The sequence below is a fragment of the Prauserella muralis genome (genome assembly GCF_003202285.1).
In the GTDB taxonomy this organism is placed as follows: Bacteria; Actinomycetota; Actinomycetes; order Mycobacteriales; family Pseudonocardiaceae; genus Prauserella_B; species Prauserella_B muralis.
In genome coordinates this window covers 227,306-244,677 of sequence record NZ_MASW01000001.1, presented here as the reverse complement: position 1 = coordinate 244,677, position 17,372 = coordinate 227,306, and the positions used below count along the sequence as shown (strand labels likewise).

17 protein-coding genes are annotated in these 17,372 nt (G+C 71.7%); 6 read left to right on the top strand and 11 right to left on the bottom strand.

The window, feature by feature from the left end:
* Positions 1–115 precede the first annotated feature (115 nt).
* Positions 116–901, top strand: coding sequence for a metal-dependent hydrolase (locus tag BAY60_RS02015; protein ID WP_112279106.1), 786 nt, complete (start codon positions 116–118; stop codon positions 899–901).
* A gap of 19 nt (positions 902–920) precedes the next feature.
* Here BAY60_RS02015 and BAY60_RS02010 read toward each other — a convergent pair whose 3' ends face one another.
* The 11 genes from BAY60_RS02010 to paaI form a co-directional block, all read right to left on the bottom strand.
* On the bottom strand, positions 921–1,379 hold the full coding sequence (locus BAY60_RS02010) for a dihydrofolate reductase (protein WP_112279105.1): 459 nt from the start codon (positions 1,377–1,379) through the stop codon (positions 921–923).
* Complete coding sequence (locus tag BAY60_RS02005) at positions 1,376–2,173, bottom strand: thymidylate synthase (protein WP_112279104.1); 798 nt, start codon at positions 2,171–2,173, stop codon at positions 1,376–1,378. The genes BAY60_RS02010 and BAY60_RS02005 overlap by 4 nt, the downstream gene beginning before the upstream one ends.
* Positions 2,174–2,183: 10 nt before the next feature.
* A complete protein-coding gene (locus BAY60_RS02000) occupies positions 2,184–3,326 on the bottom strand; it encodes a type III PLP-dependent enzyme (protein WP_112279103.1) in 1,143 nt (380 codons plus the stop codon).
* Positions 3,319–4,953: an IucA/IucC family protein gene (locus tag BAY60_RS01995; RefSeq protein ID WP_112279102.1), complete on the bottom strand. Its 1,635-nt coding sequence runs from the start codon at positions 4,951–4,953 to the stop codon at positions 3,319–3,321. The genes BAY60_RS02000 and BAY60_RS01995 overlap by 8 nt, the downstream gene beginning before the upstream one ends.
* Positions 4,950–6,476, bottom strand: coding sequence for an IucA/IucC family protein (locus BAY60_RS01990; RefSeq protein ID WP_112279101.1), 1,527 nt, complete (start codon positions 6,474–6,476; stop codon positions 4,950–4,952). Before BAY60_RS01990 ends, BAY60_RS01995 begins: the two co-directional genes overlap by 4 nt.
* Complete coding sequence (locus tag BAY60_RS01985) at positions 6,473–8,092, bottom strand: IucA/IucC family protein (protein WP_112279100.1); 1,620 nt, start codon at positions 8,090–8,092, stop codon at positions 6,473–6,475. Before BAY60_RS01985 ends, BAY60_RS01990 begins: the two co-directional genes overlap by 4 nt.
* Positions 8,074–9,066, bottom strand: a complete 993-nt coding sequence (gene sbnB / locus BAY60_RS01980) for a 2,3-diaminopropionate biosynthesis protein SbnB (protein WP_112279099.1) — start codon at positions 9,064–9,066, stop codon at positions 8,074–8,076. Before sbnB ends, BAY60_RS01985 begins: the two co-directional genes overlap by 19 nt.
* Positions 9,059–10,066 (bottom strand): 2,3-diaminopropionate biosynthesis protein SbnA, encoded by a 1,008-nt coding sequence (gene sbnA, locus BAY60_RS01975; protein ID WP_112279098.1) that lies wholly within the window; start codon positions 10,064–10,066, stop codon positions 9,059–9,061. The genes sbnB and sbnA overlap by 8 nt, the downstream gene beginning before the upstream one ends.
* A 193-nt stretch (positions 10,067–10,259) precedes the next feature.
* Positions 10,260–10,865, bottom strand: a complete 606-nt coding sequence (locus BAY60_RS01970) for a TetR/AcrR family transcriptional regulator (RefSeq protein WP_112279097.1) — start codon at positions 10,863–10,865, stop codon at positions 10,260–10,262.
* 14 nt (positions 10,866–10,879) lie between these two features.
* Positions 10,880–12,166, bottom strand: a complete 1,287-nt coding sequence (gene paaK, locus BAY60_RS01965) for a phenylacetate--CoA ligase PaaK (protein ID WP_112279096.1) — start codon at positions 12,164–12,166, stop codon at positions 10,880–10,882.
* Positions 12,163–12,540, bottom strand: a complete 378-nt coding sequence (gene paaI, locus BAY60_RS01960; protein ID WP_112279095.1) for a hydroxyphenylacetyl-CoA thioesterase PaaI — start codon at positions 12,538–12,540, stop codon at positions 12,163–12,165. Before paaI ends, paaK begins: the two co-directional genes overlap by 4 nt.
* Before the next feature lie 200 nt (positions 12,541–12,740).
* Between paaI and paaZ the strand changes: the two genes are divergently transcribed.
* From paaZ to paaD, 5 genes are read left to right on the top strand one after another with little or no spacing between them, the layout of a single operon-like run.
* Positions 12,741–14,777 (top strand): phenylacetic acid degradation bifunctional protein PaaZ, encoded by a 2,037-nt coding sequence (gene paaZ / locus BAY60_RS01955; protein WP_112279094.1) that lies wholly within the window; start codon positions 12,741–12,743, stop codon positions 14,775–14,777.
* Positions 14,774–15,715 carry a 1,2-phenylacetyl-CoA epoxidase subunit PaaA gene (gene paaA, locus BAY60_RS01950; RefSeq protein WP_112279093.1) on the top strand — a complete coding sequence of 314 codons (942 nt, stop codon included), beginning with the start codon at positions 14,774–14,776 and terminating at the stop codon, positions 15,713–15,715. The genes paaZ and paaA overlap by 4 nt, the downstream gene beginning before the upstream one ends.
* Positions 15,712–15,996 (top strand): 1,2-phenylacetyl-CoA epoxidase subunit PaaB, encoded by a 285-nt coding sequence (paaB, locus tag BAY60_RS01945; RefSeq protein ID WP_112279092.1) that lies wholly within the window; start codon positions 15,712–15,714, stop codon positions 15,994–15,996. Before paaA ends, paaB begins: the two co-directional genes overlap by 4 nt.
* A gap of 12 nt (positions 15,997–16,008) precedes the next feature.
* Positions 16,009–16,875: a 1,2-phenylacetyl-CoA epoxidase subunit PaaC gene (gene paaC, locus BAY60_RS01940; protein WP_112279091.1), complete on the top strand. Its 867-nt coding sequence runs from the start codon at positions 16,009–16,011 to the stop codon at positions 16,873–16,875.
* The gene (paaD, locus tag BAY60_RS01935; RefSeq protein WP_170160295.1) at positions 16,869–17,372 is read left to right on the top strand and encodes a 1,2-phenylacetyl-CoA epoxidase subunit PaaD; all 504 of its coding nucleotides are present in this window, start codon (positions 16,869–16,871) and stop codon (positions 17,370–17,372) included. Before paaC ends, paaD begins: the two co-directional genes overlap by 7 nt.

Below are 17,372 nucleotides of genomic sequence, written 5' to 3'. Positions count from 1 at the left end.
TGGTTCCGTTGAGTGGAGCGAATGCCACATTGGGGAGCCTTGGGCCGGGTTGTCGGTGGGGTGCTGGAGACTGTCGCGGTCGCCGTTGTCGATCTTGGAGGAGGGCTCCCCACCGATGATGGGCCGCACGCACGCGCTCACCGGCTGGTGCGCAGGACTGGCCGTCGCCCCGCTCGTCGGGGTGAACACCCTCGCGCAGGCGGTGGTGTTCGCGGCGACGACGGCGGGCTACGCCCTGCTGCCCGACCTCGACCATCCGGGAGCGCGGGCGTCGACGTTGCTCGGTCCGCTGACGGGCGGCCTGTCCTGGCTGCTGCGCAAGGCCTCGGCGGGGCTGTACGCGGTGACGAAGGGTCCCCGGGACGAGGACTGCACGGGCACGCACCGGCACCTGTCCCACACGCTGCTGTTCGCCGTCGCACTCGGCGCCGCCGCCGCGGCGGGCACCGAGGCGGGCGGGCCGTGGGCGGTGGCCGGTGTCGTGCTGCTCGGGCTGCTGCTCGCCGAGGACGCGCTCGGCGACTGGCTGCTGCCCGTGGCGGGCGGCGCGGTGGTGTGGTGGGTGTACGAGAACAACCCGGGCGCGCTCGGCCAGCTGGACGCCGTCACGGGGTTGCTCGGGATCGCCGTCGGTCTCGGCTGCTTCACCCACTGCCTCGGCGACGCGCTCACCGAGTCCGGCTGCCCGTTCCTGTTCCCGCTGCCGATCGCCGGTGAGACCTGGTACGAGCTGCGCCCGCCGTCGCTGCTGCGCTTCCGCACCGGCAAGGGCGTCGAGAACGGGCTGGTGTTCCCCGTGTTCTCGGTGCTTGCCGTGGTGCTCGTGCCCGGCGTGTGGCCCGCGCTGGCCGGGCTGGTCACCGATCTGCTCGACGGGGCGACCGTCGAGGCAGGGCCGTGAGGCCGGGGAGTTCCCGGCCTCAGTGCCAGGTCAGGAACCGGTAGTGCAGCCCGGTCGACGACTCCTGCCAGGCGCCAACCGAGTCCGGCGGGCGGCCGACGTCCGGCGCGTGCGTGTCGCCGTCGAAGCACTCGCGGATGTCGGTGACCACGATGCGGTCCGCCAGCGGCAGCGCCGCCCGGTACACGGCCGCCCCGCCGATCACCCACACGTCTCCGGACGCCGTGGCCAGCGCTCGCGTCAGGTCGGGAAACGTCTCCACGCCGTCCTGCGGGGTGCGGGACAGCACGAGGTTGCGCCTGCCGGGCAGCGGCCGGAACCGGGGCGGCAGCGACGCCCAGGTACGGCGGCCCATGAGCACGGTGGCGCCCGCGGTCAGCGTGCGGAAGTGCTTCAGGTCCTCCGGCAGGTGCCACGGCAGCGCGCCGTCGCGGCCGATGACACCGTTCGCGGACTGCGCCCAGACGAGCCCGATCACACCGCCACCGGTGCCTTGATGCCGGGGTGGGGATCGTAGCCGTCGAGCGCGATGTGCTCGTAGGTGTAGTCGAACAGGCTCGGCGCCGGTGTGAGGCTCAGCGTGGGAAACGGCCGCGCCTCGCGGGCGAGCTGCGTGCGCACCTGGTCGGTGTGGTTGTCGTAGATGTGGCAGTCGCCGCCGGTCCAGATGAAGTCGCCCACGCCGAGGCCCACCTGTTCGGCGATCATGTGTGTCAGCAGCGCGTAGCTCGCGATGTTGAACGGCACGCCGAGGAACAGGTCGGCGCTGCGCTGGTACAGCTGGCAGGACAGCGCGCCGTCGGCGACGTAGAACTGGAAGAACGCGTGGCACGGCGGTAGCGCCATGCGCGGGATGTCGGCGACGTTCCACGCGGACACGACGATCCGCCGGGAGTCGGGGTTCTCGCGCAGGGTGCGCAGCACCTCGCTGATCTGGTCGATGTGCCCGCCGTCCGGGGCCGGCCACGACCGCCACTGCACGCCGTAGACCGGGCCGAGGTCGCCGTCCGGCGCCGCCCACTCGTCCCAGATCGTGACGCCGTGCTCGCGCAGCCACGTGACGTTCGCGTCGCCGCGCAGGAACCACAGCAGCTCGTAGGCGACCGAACGGAAGTGGACCTTCTTCGTCGTGATCAGCGGGAACCCGTCGGCCAGCCGGTAGCGGAGCTGGTGTCCGAAGATCGACCGCGTGCCTGTGCCGGTGCGGTCGGCTTTGCGGGTGCCCGTGTCGAGCACATGGCTGAGCAGGGCCTCGTACTGCGTGTCCGGCATGGGCGCGAGCCTAGACGAACACCTGCTCGGGGTGCGGATGGCTGAGGAAGTCGTGGTGGGAGATCTCCCAACCGTAGGCGCCCGCGTACGCGAACTCCAGCACATCACCGGGCCGCACCCGATCGACCACGACGTCGCGGGCCAGCACGTCCTTCGGGGTGCACAGCTCGCCGACGACCGTCACCGGCTCGCCGCGCGCCTCCGGCCGGGGCAGCCCCGGTGGCCACGCCTCGACCGGCCGGACCGTGAACGGGTGACTGTGCTGCCACGACACCGGCAGCCGGAAGTGATGGGTGCCACCGCGCACGAGGACGTAGCAGAGGCCGTGGTTGCGTTTGACGTCCAGCACCTCGGTGAGATAGCTGCCGCACGCGGCGACGAGGAACCGGCCGCACTCGAAGTCGATCTCGCGCCAGTGCCCGGGGAACGTGTCGACAAGTCTCCGCAGGCCGTCGGTGAAGCGGGCCCAGTCGAACTGCGCGGCCAGGTCCGCGTAGTTCACACCGATGCCGCCGCCGACGTTGACCACGTCGCAGCGCAGCCCGAACTCGGCCTCCCAGCCGGTCACGGTCCGCCGGTACAGCTCCAGCATCTCCAGGTGCGCCTCGGGCGAGAGATTGTTCGACAGCGAGTGCAGGTGGAACCCGGCCAGGCGGAGGCCGGGCAGCTCCTTCGCCGCGACCACGGCCTCGGTGACGAGCCGTTCGTCGATGCCGAACTGCGTCGGCCGCCCGGCCATCGCCAGTGTCGCGGCGGGAAACGGGCCCGCGAGGTTCACCCGCAGCAGCACGTCGGCGACCCGGCCCGCGCGGGCCGCGATCGCGGAGATCCGGTGCAGCTCCAAGATGCTCTCGACGTGCAGGCGTTCGACGCCCTCGTCGAGGGCTTCGGCGATCTCCGCGTCGGTCTTGGCGGGCCCCCCGAACAGCACGGGAGCGCCCGGCGCCGCCGCCCGCGCCTTGGCGAGCTCGCCACCCGAGGCGACCTCGAACCCGGCCACCAGCGGCGCCAGCGTCCGCAGCAGCGGCGCGGCACTGTTGGCCTTCATCGCGTAGAACATGCGGCACCGCGCGGGCAGCGCCGCGACCACCTCCCGTACGTGCCGGGCCAGCGCGCCCAGGTCGTACTCGTAACGGCAGACCGGCTCACGCATGGCGGGCCAGTGGGTTGGGCGCGTCGTGCAGGCGCAGCTCCGTGTCGGGCAGGAGCCTGCGCGTGGTGAGCTTCTCGACGGCGACGGCCGGCTTGCGCACATCGAACCGGGGATTCGGAAAACGGTCCAGATAGGACTCGACGCCGCCGCGGACGAGGTCCCAGAAGTCGCGTTCGGCGAGGCCGTAGGCGTCGGCGAGGAAGATCGCCAGCTCCCCGACGTTGACGAAGAGGTGCGCGTCGAGCATGAAGTCGGCAACCAGGCCGGGGTCGTCGGTCTCCACGAACGAGTTGCGGTTCTGGTGCTGCGGTGGCGTTCCGCGCAGCGGCGGGCACAGCTCGGGCTCCGCGAGGCGGGACCTGGAGAACCGCACGCCGTCGTGGAAGTCGCGCAGTGCCACCCGCGTCGGCAGGCCCTGACGGTGCAGCAGCACCATGTTCTGCGCGTGCGCCTCCAGCGCGATCCCGTGTGCGCACAGCAGGTGCACCACCGGCACGACGGCGGCCGTGACCAGCCGCCGCACCCACCGGTTCAGGCCGTGCGTACTGACCCAGGGATCGATCAGTGGCGTGCCGTCCGGCTCGCGCGCCGTCAGCCCGGTGAACGGCACCGCGCGCTCCCCGTCCTCGAGACGCGGCGGCAGGCTCTCCCTCCAGATACAGGCCAGCGCGCCGTAGGTGTCCTGCCCCAGGAGGTCCGGTGGCGGCGTGACGACGGTGCCCCGTACCTCCCCGAGCAGTACCGTGCGCAGCTCGTCGCGCAGGAACGGGTCCTTGTCGGCGATGCCCTTCAGCCAGCCCGAGATCAGCGGCGCGTTGTGCACGGTATGCGGTGCCAGCACCCGGCTCGTGGACGTGTTGACCAGCGACATGGCCAGCTTCAGGTAGGGCCGTGCCGGATCGTCCACACAGGAGAGGGTGCGAATCGACTGCTGCGCGGTGAACGTGTGCGGGTCCTCGCCGAGAACGACGAGCTCGCCCGTGCGCAGCTGGGTGGCGAACGCCCGCGCCACGTGGTTGGTCCACTGCCACGGGTGCACCGGGATCGCCGTGTACCCGGGTGGCGGTGTCAGGGGTGTCAGCGCTTGTTCCCCTGCGCCGGTGACCTCCGTGATCGAGTGATGCGCGGCCAGCCACAGTGGACGGACGGGCCGCGCGAACTCCGGTCCGTAGGCGAGGTTGTCGTCGATGTCGAAGCCGATACGCGACTTGTAGGCGGGGTGGTAGCGGTGCCCGTCGGTGATCGCGCCCTCCAGCGTGTCGAAGTCCAGTCCCGCGAGCGCGCCCCGGCGCACGTGCTGGGCGAGCGCGTCCTTGAGCACGGTCTCCTCCAGCTCCCTGGCGAACCGGGTCAGGCACGCCGGGTCGGCGTCGAGTGCGCCCGCCACGTCGGTGAGGAACCGGGTGACCGATTCGGGTTCGGCGCCGTCGCGGGTCACCGCGTCCACGGTGATCCGGTCGAACGTGGCCCGCCGCCGCGCGGTGATGGCATATCCGGCCGCGCGGGCGGCCTCGACGCTCAGCACGCCCTCGTAGAGCAGCGACTCCACCAGCTGGTGAATGACCCTGCGCCGCACCGCCTCGAAGCCGGGGCCGGTCAGTGCGCGCTGGACGAGGTCGTGGTTCATGGCAGCTCCCGCAGCGGGTTGGGAACGTCGACGTACAGGGGCCGCTCGCCGCGTCCGGTGAACCGGCTCAGCAGGTTGGCCTTGGCGGGCAGCGCCGGGCGGGCGAGCAGGTCGGCGGCCTCCGGCCAGGTGGCCAGCCGGTCGCGGGTGAGGCGCCACAGGCGGTCCTCCCCGGCACCGCCGTGCCTGCCGAGCACGTGCAGCAGCTGGCCGAGGTGGTTGGTCACCACGTGGTAGTGCAGCCGCAGCCGCGCCTCGTCCTCGGTGTACAGGAGCGGGCTGCCCGGATTGACGTGCGCGGCGGCGGCGCCCGTGCGGCTCACCGCCGTGCCCTCCATGTCGCGCACCCAGAACCGCGAGGGCCAGCCGCCGTCCGTGCACAGCAGCGAGTTCTGCACGTGCGCCTCGAAGCTGACGCCGTGGGTGGCGAACAGCGACAGCAGCGGCCGCAGCGCGAGATCGAGGTAGCGGCGCAGCCACTCCTCGACGTCGCCCGCGCCGGCCACGAGTCCCAGCAGCAGTTCCCCCTGATCGTCCAGCAGGCCCGCCACTACCCGTGGCGACTCTCCGTTGTGGGCGAACGGGTTCTGCCGGTACAGCACGGCGACGTCCGCGGCCAGGGACTCGTCGGCGTCGATCGTGCGGTACCCGCTCTCGGCCAGCACGCCGAAACCGGGGTGCGGCGGCAGGTGCGGCAGCAGGGCGCTCGCGTCGGCGGCGCGCCGCAGGTGCTCGGCGGGGTTGTTGCGGAGGAAGTTGGTGATGCGTACGTGCAGCGGCAGCTTCCACGAGGTCGGTGACGCCGGGGCGCACACGGTGCGCACGGACGACGTCGGGTAGACCGCCGGGCCGAGGGGGCCGAGCGGCCGCAGTACGTCCCGCGCGACGAGCCGGGACACCTCGGCCCGCGCCAGCAGGTACCTCACCTGCCACGGGTGCGCGGGCAGCACCTCGTATCCGGCGGGAACCTGCGCGGCCACCTCGTCCGGAACCCACTGACCGGGCGCGACGCGGACCTCGCGCACCAGCTCGCGCGCCACGGCGAGGTAGTGCGGCACGAACGACGCGCCCAGCTCGGGCGCGTACCGGGCGAGGTCGGCGTCGGTGAACCCTTCGGCGCTCTTCGGCGTCGGGTGGAACGGGTGGCCGAGCCGCACGGACTGCTCGGCGTGCCGGGTGGCCCCCTGCGGCTCGGCGGGCGGCGCGGATCGCGGCCGGGCCAGGTAGCGGGCGGTGCGGGTGACGCTGTTGCCGATCTGCGCGGCGAGCTCGGCCGCGCCCGCGCTGCCGGTGCTCGCCTCCAGCTCGGCCAGCAGCGCCGCGACGAGCCCGTCGTGACCCGGCTGGGTGTGCTCGCCGTAGTCGTGGTGGCCGGTGGGGGAGCGGTGCCGGACGTCGACCACGAGCCGCCGTCCGGTGGCGGGCAGCGGCACGGCGAACGCGCCGAGCGGCACGTCGTGGATCCCGGTTTCGCGCAGGTAGGCGTTGAGCAGCCGCCGCCGCGCCTGCGCGCGCGCCGTCACGGCAGCAGCGGGTTCGGCACCGCTCCGGTGCTCGCGGGCATGCTCACCCCCGCCGAGCGGCCCTGCCGCAGCAGCGGGCCGAGCACCTGTCTGCTCGGCCACGTCGGCGCGTGCAGGAGCAGCCTGCGCACCTCCTCCGGCAGCGGGATCCGGTCGAGGCAGGCCGTGAGCGCGGCGCGCAACTGGTGCCACAGTGTCCCCTCCGTGATGCCGTGGTGCCGGGACAGCGCGTCGGCGATCCCGTAGAGATTCACCTGCAGGCCCAGTGTCTGCAGGTAGCCGACGAGCCGCTCGGGCTCGTCGATGCGCAGCGACTGGGGCGCGCCCGGCCGGACGCGGTAACCGGGGTCGGCCACACCGGCCTCGCACATCCACTGTGGATGGACGCGCAGCGTGTCGTGGTCGCGCAGCACGAACCGCGCCGGTGCACCGTCGGAGAGCACGACCGCCACGTTCTGCCCGTGCAGCTCGGGCAGCACGCCGTAGCGCAGGAAGCCGAGCGCCAGCGCGCAGAAGCCCTCGGCCACCCGCCGGAAGAACGCCACCGGATCGCCACCGGGGTCGGTGCCGGGCACGGCGAAGGCGGCCATCGGCACGGCGTCGAGCACGTCGGCGGGATAGGTGCGGACCTGAGCGGCCAGCTGGCCCGGCCGGTCGGCGAACTCGTCGCCCGCCCAGCCACACCACGTTCGCTCGTCGCACACGGCGACCAGCGCGGCCAGGCCGGCGTCCCGGTGCAGGATCGTGCGCATCGTGTGCTCGGCGCGCTCGCCGTTGTCCAGGTAGCGCGGCGGCAGCAGGCGCGCGGCGCCGAGGGTCGCGATGCCCAGCGGGAGCTTGACGTGCCGCGCCGGGTGCCGCGTGGCGAGCGTGCGCAGCGACGCGGTGGGCCGGAACTCGCCCACGCCGCGCGCGACCGGCCGGACGTCCCCGGCGGCCAGTTCGGCGGCGAACTCGCGCGGCAGCACGTGGTCGAACTGCCACGGATGGACGGGCAGCAACCGGAAGCCGGGATCGAGGGTGGCCTCGACCCGTTCGCGATCGGCCTCGCCGAGCAGCAGCGACGCCAGTTCGTGGGAGCCCGGTCCGGAGCCGTACCGCAGGCGGTCGGCGCGCACGGCCACCCAGTCCAGCCCCAGCGGTGTGTCCCGGGTGGTGCCGTACTCGGCGAGTTCGGCGGCGCTCCAGCCCACGGCGGCGCGGGAGGTGGGGTGGAACGGCCGGTTGCGCAGCGCCGCGAGGCGTTCCCCGGCCGGCATCCCGTGCGGAACCCGGACGGCCGTGCCGCGCGCCACGACGCCGGCATGCTCGACGGCGCACCGCAGGTCGCCGGCCACCTGGCCCGCGTACGGCTCGCCCCCGGCGACCAGCTCCAGCAGTCCGGCCGGGGACAGCTCACGGTCGCCGTGCAGCACCGGCCCGCCCGCGAAGCGGTGCCGTTGCAGAGCGCCGCCGTCGCGCACGCGCAGCCGCACCTCGCCGACCCGGTACCAGCCGTCGCCTTCCGGTACACCGTCGGCGAAGCCGCCCAGCCGTTCCTGGATGAGCGTGTCCACGAGGTCGCGCATCACCGCCTCGGTGGCGAGGGCGCGGTCCGTCAGTACAGGCTGAGCCATGTGCCGACGCCCTGGTCCCTGGCCCGCCGGTACACCTCGGCGGCGCACGCGATGTCCTCCACCGCCATGCCCATCGGGTTCAGCAGGATGATCTCGTCGTCGCTCTCCCTGCCCGGCCGGGTGCCGCCCAGAACCTCGCCCAGCTCGGCGTGCAGCTGCTCCCGCGAGAACGAGCCTTCCAGCACGAGCTGGTTGATGATCTTCTTCTCGCGGTTGCTCTGCTCCCAGTCGTCCACGACGACCTTGTCGGCGCGCAGGAACACGTCCTTGTGGACGTCCATGATGGACACGTTGGCCACGAACGCGCCCGGCTTGAGCCAGGAGTAGCCGAGGTACGGCGTGTCGGTGACCGTGCACGGCACCACGACGTCGCCCGCCCGCACGGCGTCCTCCGCGCTCTCCGCGACGCGGACCGTGACCTGGCCCGCGAACCGTTCGGCGAGTGCCCGCGCGGCCTCGGTGTCGAGGTCGAAGGCGTGCACGGTCTCGAGGTGGGCGAACTGCTGGAGCAGCGCGGCGATCTGCGTGCTGCCGATGAGGCCGCAGCCGACGAGAGCGACGTCGGTGAAGCCGGGGCGGGCGAGGTGCCGCGCGGCGAGGCAGGTGACGGCGGCGGTGCGCCACGCGCTGATGAGCGCGCCTTCGAGGATGGCGATCGGGTAGTTCGTCGCCGGGTCGTTGAGCACCACGACGGCGCTCGCGCGCTCCAGCCCGGACGCGGGATTGTCGTGCTTGCTGCCGACCCACTTGAGGCCGGAGATGCCGGGGTCGCCCACGTGGGCGGGCATGGCGATGATCCGGTCGGCGATGTGTCCCGTGCCCACGCGCAGGTACGGCTTGAGCGGCTGCACGGTCTCACCCCGCGCGTGCGCGACGAGCGCGGCGTGCAGGGCCTCGACGTAGAGGTCGGAGTGGGCGCCGCCGACGGCGGTGACGTCGCCGCGCGTGAGGAACAGGATGCTGGGGTCAGGCACGGGGTTCTCCTCCGGTGTCGGCACGGCGGGCGCGGGCGGCGGCCAGCCAGTCGTCGTCGTAGACCAGGTCGAGGTAGCGGTCGCCGCGGTCGGGAAAGATCGCCACCAGCCGGCACGGCCGGGGCAGGCGCGGCAGCACCCTGCCGATCGCGGCGACGACCGAGCCCGTCGAGCCTCCCGCGAAGATGCCCTCCTTGGCCAGCAGTTCGCGGCAGCCGAGGGCGGCGTCCACGTCGTCGACGCGCACCACCTCGTCCACCTCTTCGGGCCTGCACAGTTCGGGCACGCGGCTGGAGCCGATCCCGGGGATCTCGCGACGGCCTGGCGTTCCGCCGAAGATCACCGAGCCGGCGGCGTCGACGGCGACCACGCGCAGGCCGGGGAAGCGCTCGCGGAGGCGCCGGGAGCAGCCGAGGATGCTGCCGGTGGTGCTGACGGCGGCGAACAGGTAGGACGGCGGCCGCACGAGCTGCGTGGCCAGTTCGGCGCCGGTGCCGTGGTAGTAGGCCTGCCAGTTGCGGTCGTTGGCGTACTGGTTGACCCAGATGGCTCCGGGGATGCCCGCGAGCAGCTCCTGGACGCGGCGGATGCGGGTGAGCAGGTAGCCACCCGCCTCGTCGACCTCGGTGACCTGCTCCACCTCCACGCCGAGGCTGCGCAGGATGGCGAGGTTGGCGCTGGTGGTCTTCGGGTCGACCACGCAGGTGAAGCGCAGGCCGTGCACGCGCGCCGCCATGGCGAGCGCGATGCCGAAGTTGCCGGAGCTGCTCTCGACGAGGTGGCTTCCGGGTGCGAGGGAACCGTCGCGCAGACCGCTCTCCACGATGAAGCGGGCCGTGCGGTCCTTCATGCTGCCGCCCGGGTTCATCAGCTCGAGCTTGGCGATGACCTCGACGTCCGGATCGGGGAACAGGCGGCGCAGTGCCACGACGGGGGTGTTGCCGACACAGTCGAAGACGGATGCGCCGACGGACTCGGCCACGGACGGAGCGGCGGTCACAGGACTCCTCGGCTCGGCAAGCGCTTTGTGTAAGGCAAGTCTTACCTTACCGAGGGTGTCACTGTCGATAAGGGTAGCGACACGGCCGGTGACAAAGCTCCCCAATGCCACATTTGTTCCACTCAACGGAGCGAATGCGGCATTCGCTCCATCCAGTGGAGCGAATGCCGCATTGGGGAGCTTGGGGCGAGGGTTACGAACGGAGGCGGATGCCGTCGAAGGCGATCTTGGCGACGACGTCGGCGATGTCGGTGTCGCCCTTGCGCGGCCGGTACCACTCGATCAGCGAGTTCACCATGCCGAACAGCAGGCGTGCCGTGACGGCCGGGTCGACGTCCGGCCGGATGTCGCCTTCGGTCTCGGCACGCGCCACCAGCTCGGCCACGATCCGGTCGAACTCACGCCTGCGCGCGAGCGCCGAACGCTCCACCTTCGTGTTGCCGCGCACGCGCAGCAGCAGCGTCACGAACGGCAACCGCTCCACGAGCACGCCGACACTGCCGCGCACCAGGAACTCCAGCTGCTCGACGGCCCTGCCGTCGACGGCCTTGGCCTCCTCGGCGACGGCGAAGAGGCCGTCCAGGGCACGGTCGACGGCGAGCCGCAGCAGCTCCTGCTTGCTGGGCACGTGGTGGTAGATGGCCGACTTGGTGATGCCGAGCCTGCGCGCGAGGTCCTCCATGCTGGTGCCGTCGTACCCGCGCTCGTTGAACAGCTTGACCGCGATCCGGAGCACCGACTCGAGGTCGTAGCCGGGTCTGCCCCTGCGGGTCGTCCTGGCCTGCGGCGCGGTGCTCATGGGGTCGCAGTATCTCAGTCGCCGCGCCGGTCGATCACCCGGCGCATCTTGCCCACCGAGCGCTCCAGCGTCTCCGGGTCGACGACGTTGACGGCCACGGAGACCCCGATGCCGTCCTTGACCTGCTCGGCGATCTCCGCCTCGGCGGCCTTCCTGCGCTCGGCAGGCGTGCCGTCGGCGGCTTCCACGTGCACCGTGAGATGGTCCATCCGGTCGCGCTTCGTGAGCTCCAGCTGGAAGTGCGGCGACAGCCCTGGCACGCGCAGCACGATCTCCTCGACCTGCGTGGGGAAGAGGTTGACCCCGCGCAGGATGATCATGTCGTCGCTGCGGCCGGTGACCTTCTCCATCCTCCGGTGCGCCGGGCGGGCACTGCCGGGCTGGAGGCGGGTCAGGTCACGCGTGCGGTAGCGGATGATCGGCAGCGCCTGCTTGGTCAGCGAGGTGAACACCAGCTCGCCGTGCTCGCCGTCGCCGAGGACGGTGCCCTCCAGCGGGTCGATCACCTCGGGCAGGAAGTGGTCCTCCCAGATGTGCAGGCCGTCCTTGGTGTCCACGCACTCCTGGGCGACGCCGGGGCCCATCACCTCGGAGAGCCCGTAGATGTCCACCGCGTCCAGGCCCGCGCGCTCCTCGATCTCGGCGCGCATCCGCTCGGTCCAGGGCTCGGCGCCGAAGATGCCGACCTTCAGCGAGCTGGTGCGCGGGTCGATGCCCTGGCGCTCGAACTCGTCGAGCAGCGTGAGCATGTACGACGGCGTCACCATGATCACTTCCGGCCGGAAGTCGGTGATGAGGCGCACCTGCCGCGCCGTCATGCCGCCGGAGGCGGGGATCACCGTGCAGCCGAGCTTCTCCGCGCCGTAGTGCGCGCCGAGACCGCCGGTGAACAGTCCGTAGCCGTACGCGACGTGCACCTTGTGGCCGGGCCGCCCGCCCGCCGCGCGGATGGAACGGGCCATGAGCGTGGCCCAGTTGTCGAGGTCGGTCTCGGTGTAGCCGACGACGGTCGGCTGGCCCGTGGTGCCGCTGGAGGCGTGGATGCGGCGCACCTGCTCCTGCGGCACGGCGAACATCCCGAACGGGTAGTTGTCGCGCAGGTCGTGCTTGGTGGTGAACGGGAACTTCGCCAGGTCGTCCAGCGTGCGGCAGTCGTCGGGGTGCACCCCCGCATCGGCGAACTTCTGCTTGTAGAACGGCACGTTGTTGTAGGCGTGCCGGAGTGTCCACTGCAGACGTTCGAGCTGGAGTGCGCGCAGCTCGTCGACGCTGAGGCGTTCTGCGGGATCGAGATGGGTCATCGGACTTCCTTGTCAATGACGCGGCTGCGGCCGCGGAACTCGGCCACCACGGTGTCGCCGCGGCGCACGGTGACGTCGTAGATGCCGTTGCGGCCGAACCGCGTGCGCTCCTCCGCGGTGGCGACCAGCACGTCGCCGAGCCGGGCCGAGGCGACGAACGAGATCTCCGCCCCCGCGGCGACGGTCACGGGCCCGTGGCTGTTGCACGCACACGCGAAAGTGGTGTCGGCGAGCAGGAACACGTAGCCGCCGTGGGCGATGTCGTGGCCGTTGACCATGGTCTCGGTGACGCGCATGCTGGCGGCCGCCCTGCCGTCCCCGGCCTCGAGCAGCTCGATGCCGAGCGCCCTGGAGGCGGCGTCCACGGCGAACATGTCGTAAGCGGCGTTGCTCGTCACTGACCGTCCCTGGTAACTGACCGATTGGACGGTTAATACTCTGCGTCGGCATCGGCCGGTGTCAAGGGTGAGTCTCCGAAGATCGGCATTGCCCTCTGCGGGGCGGCGACCTACCATTAATTACTGAACGGACGGTTGGTAATTCGGCCTGGTGATTCGACGAGGAGGTCGCGCCGATGGGTTTGCTGCGCAGCTACGTCTCCGGTGGATGGCGGACGCCGTCAGGGGAGGGCGCGCCACTGCATGACGCGGCCACGGGCGAGGAGGTCGCCCGGATCTCCTCCGAGGGCATCGACATGGGCGCGGCCCTGGAGTACGGCCGCCGGGTGGGCGGCCCCGCCCTGCGGGAGCTGACGTTCCACCAGCGGGCGAGCCTGCTCAAGGCGCTGGCCTCGCACCTGCGGGAGCACCGCGACGAGCTGTACGCGCTGTCGGCGCGCACGGGCGCCACGCTGGGCGACTCGAAGTTCGACGTCGACGGCGGCATCGGCGTGCTCTTCGCCTATGCGAGCAAGGGCAGGCGGGAGCTGCCCAACGACACCATCCACGTCGAGGGTGCCGTGGAGCCGCTGAGCAAGGGCGGCACGTTCGTCGGCCAGCACATCGCCACTCCGCTGCGGGGCGTGGCGGTGCAGATCAACGCGTTCAACTTCCCGGTGTGGGGGCCGCTGGAGAAGCTCGCCCCCGCGTTCGTCGCAGGCGTGCCGAGCCTCATCAAGCCGGCCAGCCAGACCGCCTACCTCACCGAGAAGCTGGTGGAGCTGATCGTCGAGTCGGGTCTGCTGCCGGAGGGCTCGGTGCAGCTCGTGTGCGGCGGCGCCGGTGACCTGCTGGACCACGTCGGCCCGCAGGATCTCGTGTCGTTCACCGGTTCGGCGTCGACGGCGCAGCGGCTGCGCGCGCACCCGGCGATCGTGCGGCACTCGGTGCGGTTCAACGCCGAGGCCGACTCGCTGAACTGCTCGATCCTCGGCCCGGACGCCACGCCCGGCACGGCCGAGTTCGACCTGTTCGTCAAGCAACTGGTCACCGAGATGACCGTCAAGGCGGGACAGAAGTGCACGGCCATCCGCCGCGCCCTCGTGCCCGCCGAGCGGATGGACGACGTCGCGCAAGCGGTGAGCGAGCGGCTCGCCAGGGTCACCGTCGGCAACCCGGCGAGTGAGGACGTCCGGATGGGCGCGCTCGCGAGCCTCGAGCAGCGCGAGGAGGTGCGCCGCTCGCTGAAGGCCCTGCTCGACGCGGGCTCGATCGTGTTCGGCGACCCCGAGCGGGTCGACGTCGTGGACGCCGACGCGGAGCGTGGCGCGTTCGTCTCCCCGGTGCTGCTGCGGGCCGACGACCCCAACCGGGCCGAGCCGCACGAGGTGGAGGCGTTCGGGCCCGTGTCCACCCTGCTGCCCTACACCTCGACCGGGCAGGCGGTGGAGCTGGCCGCGCGCGGCCAGGGCAGCCTCGCCGGGTCGGTCGTCACCGGCGACGCGGACTTCGCCCGCGACGTGGTGCTGGGTCTCGCGCCGTGGCACGGCAGGCTGCTGGTGCTCGACGCCGACGACGCCAAGGAGTCGACGGGACACGGCTCGCCGCTGCCCGCACTGGTGCACGGCGGCCCCGGCAGGGCAGGCGGCGGCGAGGAGATGGGCGGCATCCACGGCGTGCTGCACCACCTGCAGCGCACGGCCGTGCAGGCCAGCCCGAAGGTCCTTGGCGCGGTCACCGGCCGGTGGGTGCCGGGCGCGCCGCGCAACACCGGGGACGTGCACCCGTTCCGCAAGTCGCTGGCCCAGCTGCGCGTCGGTGACACCGTGGTGGCCGGCCCCCGCCGGGTCACCGAGGAGGACGTGGCCCACTTCGCGGAGTTCACCGGCGACACCTTCTACGCGCACACCGACGAGGAGGCGGCGAAGGCGAACCCGCTGTTCGGCGGGATCGTGGCGCACGGCTACCTGGTCGTGTCGTTCGCGGCGGGCCTGTTCGTCTCGCCGGAGCCCGGCCCGGTGCTGGCCAACTACGGGCTGGAGAACCTGCGGTTCCTGACGCCGGTCAAGCCTGGCGACGAGCTGACCGTCACGCTGACCGCCAAGCAGATCACCCTGCGGGAGAACGCCGACTACGGCGAGGTGCGCTGGGACACCGACGTGACCAACGCCGACGGCGAGTCGGTGGCGAAGTACGACGTGCTGACCCTGGTGGCCAAGGAGGCGACCCGATGACCGCCACGATGCCCGACCTCGAGCAGCAGTTCGAGCAGACCATCGAGCGCGACCAGCGCATCGAGCCGAGGGACTGGGTGCCCGAGGCCTACCGCACGACGATGATCCGGATGATCGCGCAGCACGCGCACTCCGAGATCATCGGCATGCAGCCGGAGGGCAACTGGATCACCCGCGCGCCGTCGCTGCGGCGCAAGGCGATCCTGCTGGCGAAGGTGCAGGACGAGGCAGGGCACGGGCTGTACCTGTACTCGGCCGCGGAGACGCTGGGCGCCGACCGGGGCGAGCTCACCGCCAAGCTCATCGCGGGCAAGCAGAAGTACTCGTCGATCTTCAACTACCCGACGCTGACGTTCGCCGACGTCGGCGTGATCGGCTGGCTGGTGGACGGCGCGGCGATCTGCAACCAGGTGCCGCTGTGCCGCAGCAGCTACGGGCCCTACGCGCGGGCGATGATCCGGATCTGCAAGGAGGAGTCGTTCCACCAGCGGCAGGGCTACGAGCTGCTGATGACGATGATGAGGGGCACCGAGGAGCAGCGCCGGATGGTGCAGGACGCCACCAACCGCTGGTGGTGGCCGTCGCTGATGATGTTCGGGCCTCCGGACGCCGACTCGTCACACACGGCGCAGTCGATGGCGTGGAAGGTCAAGCGGCACACCAACGACGAGCTGCGCCAGCGCTTCGTGGACATGACGGTGCCGCAGGCCGAGGCGCTCGGTGTCACGCTGCCCGACCCGCACCTGCGGTGGAACGCCGAGCGGGAGCACTACGACTTCGGCGACATCGACTGGAGCGAGTTCAAACAGGTGGTGTCGGGCAACGGCCCGTGCAACGCCCAGCGCATCGCGCACCGGAGGAAGGCTCACGAGGACGGCGCGTGGGTGCGGGAGGCCGCCGCCGCGCACGCCGCGAAACTGCGGGAGAGGACGGCATGAGAAGCGACTGGCCCTTGTACGAGGTGTTCGTGCGCGGCAAGCGCGGCCTCAACCACGTGCACGTCGGCTCGCTGCACGCCGCCGACGACGAGATGGCGCTGCACCACGCCCGCGACCTCTACACGCGGCGCAACGAGGGCGTGAGCATCTGGGTGGTGAAGGCCGCCGACATCACGGCGTCGAGCCCGGACGAGAAGGACCCGTTCTTCGCGCCGAGCGCCGACAAGGTGTACCGGCACCCGACGTTCTACGACATTCCCGACGACGTTCCCCACATGTGAGCGTGACCTGTGATGGTTTTCGACAATGCCTACGAGGCGATCACGGAGGAGAACGACTCCCGTTGGGCGTTCGGCACCGGGTTCACCGATCCACTGGAGGGCGTCGACACCTCGGTTCCGTCCGGTGTGGACGCCGGGGAGCTGGAGGCCTACTGCCTGATGCTCGGCGACGACGCACTCGTGTTCTCGCACCGCCTGCAGGAGTGGTGCACGAACGCGCCGGAGCTGGAGGACGAGGTCGCGATCGCCAACATCGCCCTGGACCTGCTCGGCCAGGCTCGGCTGCTGCTCGCCAGGGCGGGGGAGCGCGGCGAGGATTCCTACGCCTTCTTCCGCGGCGAGCACGAGTTCCGCAATGTTCGGCTCGCCGAGCTGCCACACGGTGACTTCGGCGAGCTGATCGCGGCACTGCTCGTGTTCTCCACCTGGCGGCTCGCGCTGTTGCGGCGGCTCACCGAGTCGCGCGACCCGGTGCTGGCCGCCATCGCAGCCAAGGGCGTCAAGGAGGTCACCTACCACCGCGACTACGCGGCACAGTGGACGGTGCGGCTCGGCGACGGCACGGACCACTCGCGCGAGCGGATGGCCGCGGGGCTGGCCACCGGGTGGCCGTATGTCGACGAGCTGTTCACCCCGCACGAGATCGAGGTGTCGCTGGCGGCCTCCGGGGTGGCTGTGAACCCGGCCGAGTCCCGCGCCGAGTTCGACGAGGTGCTCGCCCAGGTGCTGCGTGCCGCGACGCTCGACGTGCCCGAGGTGCCGGGCATCCCCGGCGTTTCGGGTCGCACCGGCCGGGACGGCGTGCACACCGAGTCGATGGGTTACCTGCTGGCCGAGCTGCAGAGCGTGGCCCGAGCGGATCCGGAGGCGACATGGTGATGACCCGCGGCCGGGCCAGGGTGGTCGCCGAGACGGTGACCGATCCGGAACTGCCGATGCTCACGCTGGCCGACCTCGGCGTGCTCCGCGACGTTGCCGAAGAGGACGGACGGGTGGTCGTGTCGATCACGCCGACCTACACCGGCTGCCCCGCCATGGACACCATGCGCGACGACCTCGTGCACGCGCTGCGGGCCGAGGGCTACGCCGACGTCGAGGTGCGCACGGTGCTGCATCCGCCGTGGAGCACCGACTGGATCACCGAGGACGGCCGCCGCAAGCTCGCCGAGGCCGGGATCGCCCCGCCCGGCGCCGCGCCGAGGCCTGCCGAGGGGCCTGTTCCGCTCACCCTGGGTCCGACGGTGCGCCGCGTGCGCTGCCCGCGTTGCGGGTCGGCGGAGACCGAGGAGCTGTCCCGCTTCAGTGCCACGGCCTGCAAGGCGTTGCGCCGCTGCCGGGCCTGCGCCGAGCCGTTCGAGCATTTCAAGGAGATCTGA